Source organism: Kitasatospora sp. NPDC059722 (genome assembly GCF_042733235.1).
GTDB lineage: Bacteria > Actinomycetota > Actinomycetes > Streptomycetales > Streptomycetaceae > Kitasatospora.
Window position 1 is genome coordinate 42,465 of record NZ_JBHWGD010000066.1, and the last position, 6,588, is coordinate 49,052.

The window sequence follows — 6,588 nt, forward strand, 5'->3', positions numbered from 1 at the left end:
GCCCTCTACCCGAGGGGCCCGCGCGCCCCCCGCGGGGGGGGGGCCCCCCCGCCGGGGGGGGGGCGGCGCGGGGGGCCCCCCCCCCCCCCCCACGTCAGGAGGCCTGTGCCCGGTACTCCGGGTCGTGGGCGAGCTCGGCGAGGAGGGCGTCCAGCTTGGCCCGGTCGACCGAGGGCATCACGAAGACGTGCACGTAGCTGCGGCGGGTGGACTCGTCGCCGGGGACCATCACGACGTCCTGCGAGGACAGCGACCACTTCGCCACCAGGTCGGCGCTGGGCTGACGGAAGCGCACGGTGACGGCGCCGGGGGTGCGGGCGGTCCAGAGGTCGACGCCCAGGGCCGCGTCCAGCGCGCGCAGGCGGCGCTCCAGGTAGCCGGCGAGCTCCTGGGCGCGGCGGATGCGGTCCACCTGGTCCTGGTAGGAGTGGCGGGAGAGGTGGTCCCAGAGGATCAGCGGCGAGAAGCCGTTGCGGGAGCCGGCGAAGGTGGTGTCCGGCGCGCCTATGTAGTCGGGCTGGGACGGCGGGCAGATCTGGTACTTGACCTTCGTCATGTAGATGCCGCAGGGCCAGGGCGCGCCGGGCCACTTGTGGCCGCTCATGGCGATCGAGGAGACCATGTCGACGTCGCCGTGCTCCGCGGTCGGCAGGGTGAGGCCGAAGTCGAACTCGGGCAGCTCGACCTCGGGCGTCCAGCCGTACTGCTGGTCGGTCGCGGCGAGCCGCATGAAGGGCGCGTAGCCCGCGCCGAGGGCGCCGTCCACGTGGATCCAGAAGCCGCGACGCACGTCGACCAGGGGCTCGCCGGTGGCCGGGTCGGTGCCGTAGACCACCTCGCGCCGCACCAGGCCGTGGCGCTCGAAGATCGGCAGCAGGCGCTCGCACACCGCGCGGACGTCGTCGTGCGCGCCCTTGAAGGTGCTGCCGAGGTTCAGGTTGACGAAGACCGGGTGGCCCTTCGCGGCGAAGAACTCGACCAGGACGGCGAGCGCGTCGACGTCGATCTCGCCGGTGCCGTCCCACGGGAGGCCGGACGGGCCGGGTCGGGAGGGCACCTCGGTGGGCCACTCGCGGCGCCCGGTGACCGGGTCGACCAGCGGGCACTCGTCCGCGTACTTCTCCAGGCCGACGGCGTGGAACGTCTCGACGCCGAGGACGCACACCGCCTTGGCGAAGGAGTAGTGGGTGTCCTCGGAGTAGAACGCCACCGGGCGGTGGGCGTTGGGGTTGCGGCGGTCGGGCGCGGCGCTGACGTAGCGCAGCGCGTCGAACGGGGCCGTCGGCGGCTGGATCAGCGCCTTGCCGCTCAGGTAGTCGCGGGCGTTCCAGAGCGCGTACATGTTGCCTTCGGTCGAGCCCATGGACAGCATGTAGCCCCAGTACGACTCGGGGTCGGCGGGGTCGTGCGGGCGCTTCGCGTTCCACAGCCGCGCGTAGTAGTCGAGCACGGCGCGCTCGACGACCTTGGTGTTGGGCTTGTAGCCGCCGCTCTGGAACGGGTCGCCGAGGTTGTTGATGTTGTTCGGCATGAACCGGGCCAGGTCCAGCGCGGTGCCCTGCATGTCCTGGGTGGCCTGGTAGCCGACCAGGTGCTTGCGCTTGCGCGACAGGTACTCGTCGACCGTGTCCAGCGCGTGCTGGCGCTGCGTCTCGTCCAGACCGCCCGCGGGGAGCACGAACTCGGCGACGTCCAGCTCCGGGCCGGGGTCGACGGCGGTGCCGGCGGTGCCGGCGCTGAACGTGGCGGTCGGGCTCATGCGGGGGCGCTCCGGGAGGTCGAGAACGTAGGGGCTGCGGGCCCAAGGATGGAACTTCCCGGCGCCCTTGAGAAGCTCCTCCGCAGGAAATTCGGTCGGAACTAGATCATGTTTGCGATTCTTCGGGAACGGCTGCGATCCTGGCGGGCATGCCGAACAATCCGCAGGCCGCCCGGACCGCCCGAACCCCGGTGGACGACGTGGACCGGGCGATCATCCGGGCCCTGGCCGACAACGCCCGCATCCCGAACAACGCCCTGGCCGAGGCCGTGGGCATCGCCCCCTCCACCTGCCTGGCCCGGGTCCGGGCGCTGCAGGAGCGCGGCATCATCCGCGCCTTCCGCGCCGAGGTCGACCCGGCGGCCATCGGGCTGCCGCTCCAGGCGATGATCTCGGTGCGCCTGCGCGCCCACACCCGCGAGCAGAACGAGAGCTTCCGCAACACCGCGCCCGACCTGCCCGGCGTCCTGGCCGTGTTCCACATGGCCGGTTCCGACGACTACCTCCTGCACGTCGGCGTGGCCGGCCCGGAGTCGCTGCGCGACTTCGTCGTCGACCACCTGACCACGCACCCGGCGGTGGCCCAGACCCGCACCAACCTGATCTTCGAGCAGATACCCGGCCGCCGGTACCTCGCTCCCCCGCCCTGACCTGGGCCGGAGCCGGCCCGATTGTCAGTGGGTACCGCTAGCGTTCCCCTCGGTGATCACCGGACGGGCCGGTGGGGGTTGCGGAAGGCGTAGGAGGGGCTGTGCGGCGCTGGGAGTTCGTGGCGGACGGATCCGCGAAGTTCTGGGAGGCGGCGGTCGAGGGCACCTCGGTGCGCGTGCGCTACGGCCGGATCGGCACGGAGGGGCGGGCGCAGGTCAAGGGGCTGGGCTCCGCCGAGGCAGCGCTGGCGCAGCTCGGGAAGCTGGTCGCGGAGAAGGAGCGCAAGGGGTACGCGGAGGTGGGCACCCGGTCGGTCCCGGCCGACGCTGACCTGCCCGCCTCGCTGCCCGACGAGGACGCCTTCGTCATGCCGGCCGCGTGGAAGGAACTGGTCGAGCCGCGCCGCGGGAGGACGGCCCGCGCCGTGACCGCGCCGTCGCCGGAGTCCCTGGCCACGGCGGAGCAGCACATCGCGACCGACCGGGAGTGGATCGAGCAGGCCCTGGCGTCCCCGCACTCCGACCCGGAGCTGGTCCGCGCCGCCCGCGCCTTCCTCGCCGGGAAGGCCGACGCGCTCGGCGCCGTCGCGGTCGCGAGTCTGCTCCCTGGTTCGATGCAGACCCGGGTGGACGCGGTGCTGTTCACCGACGCGTGGGTGGTCCGGCACGGGCTCGTGTTCGCCGCACGCGCAGTCGTGGAAGCCTTCGGTGTCGAGGCGACGTGGGGCCACGGCCACCACGACCGGACGCAGCCGCGCCTGCGGTCCCTGGGGCCGAAGGACGCCTTCCCGTTGCACCTGACGGTGGGGCCGGCGGACCGGGTGCGGGCACTGCTCTCCGTCGCGGACGAGGCGACGTACGACGGCGTCGTCGCTACCCTCGCGACGCTCCGCACCACGCCGCTTCGCCGTGCCGTCGCCACGTATCTCGCTCCCGGCACCCCCGGCTGGGCCGACGAGTGCGTCGCGGACGAGCCCGACTACGGCGACGACGCGCGGCAGCTGCGGCCGATGCTGCTCCGCTCGCTCGACGACCCCGGGCAGGTGGAGCGCCTCGGCCCCTACTCCAAGCACATGTGGCCCAGTTGGTCGGTCGCGCTCGTCGCCACGCTCGCCGACGCCGTCGGTACGGCGTGCGTGCCGCTCCTCGGCGAGGCGCTCGCCATCGTCTACGGCGGCGACGCGGTGCGGGCCATGGCGGCGGCCGTGGCACGGTTCCCGACCGACGACGCCTTCCGCCTCCTGCTCGCCCGCATCGACGACAAGCACGTCCGGCCCGCGCTCCAGGACGCCATGCAGCGCTACCCGGTCCGCGCCACGCGGCTGCTCGCCGAGGCCGTGCTCAAGGAGGGCAGCGCGGCGCCGGCGGCACGGCGGCTCCTCACCACCCACGCGCTCCTGCACCTGGCCGACCTGCCCGCGATTCTGGCGCAACTCGACGACACTTCCGCCGAGTTGGTCGGCTCGCTGGACGGCGTCCGGGGCCGTGTACCCGACGCGCCCGCCGAGGCGCTGCCGCCGGTGCTGGTCTCGCCGCCGTGGACGCGCAAGCCGACGCCGCCCCGCAAGGCGCGCGTGCTCAAGGGCCTGGAGCCGGACGACGTGACGGTGGAGGCCTGGCTTCCCGGGGAGCGGGAGAGCTGGGCCGCCAGGGCGGCGGACTACCGCGGGTGGGAGTACCCGGAGTCGACGGACTGGGCGGCCGAGGCGGCGCGGGTCCTGGTGGGAAGTGGCGGCAGCCACTGGTACGCGGTCCGGCTGCTGATGATGGGGCCCGCGGAAGAGCTCGCCTCCTGGCTCCGCACCTGGCGGCCCGACGCCCACTACTACGGGCACGAGCCGCTGCTTCCCCTCGTCGCCCGGTACGGTCCGGCCGTGCTGCCGACGGCCGTGTCGCTCGCACGCACCAGGCCGGCGAGCTACGCACCGCTGCTCGCGCCGTTCCTCTCGGCCGACACCGCGCGGATCATGGCCGACTGCCTGGTCCGGCTCAAGTCCATGCGGTCGGAGGCCCGTTCGTGGTTCGAGCGGCACGGCGTGGCCGCCGCGCTGCTGCTCGTCCCCGACGCGGTGGGCCCGGCCGGGCGAGCCCGCAAGGCCGCCGAGGAGGCGCTGCGCGCGGTCGCGGCCGCCGAGAGCCCGGAGGTCCTCCTCGCGGCCGTGGCCGACCGGTACGGCACGGAGGCCGCGGAGATCGCAGCCGACGCACTCGACACGGACCCTGCCGCGACGGGCGTACCGGCCAAGCTGCCGGTCCTGCCCGCGTGGGCGCGGCCCGCGCTGCTCCCGCAGGTACTGCTGGCCGACGGTCGGGCCCTGCCGGAGGAGGCCGTCGGGCATGTGCTGACGATCCTCGCGCTGTCCGGACCCGGCGCGCCCCACCCCGCGCTCGCCACCGTCGTCGAGGCCTGCCGTGCGGACTCGCTGACCGCCTTCGCGTGGGCGCTGTTCCAGGAGTGGCACCTGGCCGGGATGCCCGCCCCGGAAACGTGGACGCTGCACGCGCTCGGCTTCCTCGGGAACGACGACACCGTCCGCCGGCTCACCCCGCTCCTGTGCGCCTGGCCCGGGCAGGACGCGCACCACCGCGCCGTCGAGGGCCTGTCCGTCCTGGCGGCCATCGGGAGCGACGTCGCCCTCCTGCACCTGCACACCATCGCCCAGCGGGTGAGGTTCAAGGCGCTCAAGCAACGCGCCCAGGAGAAGATCGCCGAGGTCGCCGAGGGCTTGGGCCTCACCGGAGAGCAGCTCTCCGACCGGCTCGTGCCTGACCTCGGGCTCGACCCGGACGGCACGACGGTCGTCGACTACGGCCCGCGCCGCTTCACCGTCGGGTTCGACGAGGAACTGCGCCCGTACGTGCTGGACGGGGACGGCAAACGGCTCAAGGACCTGCCCGCCCCCGGCGTCCGGGACGACCAGGAGCTGGCGCCGGCCGAGCGCAAGCGCTTCGTCGCACTGAAGAAGGAGGTCCGGGCGATCGCCTCGGACCAGATACGCCGACTGGAGGCGGCCATGGTGGCCGGGCGCACCTGGACGGCCGGCGAGTTCCGGGAGCTCTTCGTCCAGCACCCGCTGGTACAGCACCTCGTGCGGCGCCTCGTCTGGCTCGCGGAGAGCACGGACGGCACGACCACCGCCTTCCGCGTCACCGGGGAGCACAGCTTCGCGGACGTCGAGGACTCCGTATTCGTCCTTCCCGAGGACGCGACGGTCCGCCTCCCGCACCCACTGCTCCTCGGCGAGGCGGCCGTGGCGGCGTGGGTGGAGCGCTCCGCCGCTCACGGGATCGCCCAGCCGTTCCCGCAACTCGCGCGCCCGGTGCGGGCGGTGACGCCGGAGGAGGCCGCCGTCAGCCACCTGCACCGGTTCGAGGGTCAAACGGTGCCGACGGGCCGCCTACTCGGACTCACCAAACGCGGCTGGGAGCGCGGCCAACCGCAGGACGCGGGCATCGAGCGCTGGTTCTCCAAGAAGCTCGGCGAGGACCTCCACCTCGTCATCGCGCTCAACGAGGGGATCTGGGTCGGGGTCGTCGACGAGTTCCCCGACCAGACCTTCGAGACGGTCTGGCTGGACCGTACGCCGCGCGACCACTGGAGCAGGACCGAGTACCCGGCGACCTTCGGCGAGCTCGACCCCGTCGTGGCCTCCGAGCTCCTCGCCGACCTGGAGGCGGTGACGGCGCCGTAGCCTCCGTGCGGGCATAGGCCCACGGGTGTAAACCCGTGGGCCAAATCCCGCACGGGTGATCAATCCGTGGGCCGATGCCCTACCGGGAGGGCACGTGACAGCGTTCCTCCCGTGCCCACGGACCTTCCGTCGCGGCATGACTGACGATCCGTGACCTTGGGGAGGGCTCGTGACCACCACTCCGACCGCCGCACCGCCCACCGGCCGCACGGGCCTGTCGCGCCGCCGCATGCTGGGCGCCGCGCTGGCCGCCGGGGCCGCCGTGCCGCTCGCCGCCGTCGCCGGCCCCGCGTGGGCGGCGCCGGCCCCGACGGCCCCGACGACCCCGACGGCCGGAGCCCCGGGGCGGCTGACGCTGCCCGAGCCCACCGGGCCGCACCCGGTGGGCCAGGGGCGGCGGCCCCTGGTCGAGGGGGGGGGGGCGGCGCCCCCCCCCCGGGGCCGGCCGGGCCGCCCGGGGGGGGGGCGGGGGGAGGAAAAACAGACC

General features: G+C 74.1%; 3 protein-coding genes and 1 pseudogene. 3 read left to right on the plus strand and 1 reads right to left on the minus strand.

The genetic code is table 11. The features are described 5' to 3' along the window. Nucleotides 1-94: 94 nt before the first annotated feature. Nucleotides 95-1,759 carry a histidine decarboxylase gene (locus tag ACFV4F_RS32080; RefSeq protein ID WP_380507758.1) on the minus strand — a complete coding sequence of 555 codons (1,665 nt, stop codon included), beginning with the start codon at nt 1,757-1,759 and terminating at the stop codon, nt 95-97. A 149-nt stretch (nt 1,760-1,908) separates the two neighbouring features. On the opposite strand from ACFV4F_RS32080, the gene ACFV4F_RS32085 reads away from it, so the two are divergent. The 3 genes and pseudogenes from ACFV4F_RS32085 to ACFV4F_RS32095 all read left to right on the plus strand — a co-directional run. Continuing rightward, a complete protein-coding gene (locus tag ACFV4F_RS32085; RefSeq protein WP_380441435.1) occupies nt 1,909-2,409 on the plus strand; it encodes an Lrp/AsnC family transcriptional regulator in 501 nt (166 codons plus the stop codon). Between the two features lie 101 nt (nt 2,410-2,510). After that, nucleotides 2,511-6,101, plus strand: coding sequence for a DUF4132 domain-containing protein (locus ACFV4F_RS32090; protein ID WP_380507761.1), 3,591 nt, complete (start codon nt 2,511-2,513; stop codon nt 6,099-6,101). Between the two features lie 169 nt (nt 6,102-6,270). After that, nucleotides 6,271-6,588, plus strand: a pseudogene (locus tag ACFV4F_RS32095) (hypothetical protein); the annotation flags it as partial.

Coding starts and splice junctions, on each gene's coding strand:
- ACFV4F_RS32080 (WP_380507758.1), bottom strand. CDS start 1,759: ATGAGCCCGACCGCCACGTTCAGCGCCGGCACCGCCGGCACCGCCGTC.
- ACFV4F_RS32085 (WP_380441435.1), top strand. CDS start 1,909: ATGCCGAACAATCCGCAGGCCGCCCGGACCGCCCGAACCCCGGTGGAC.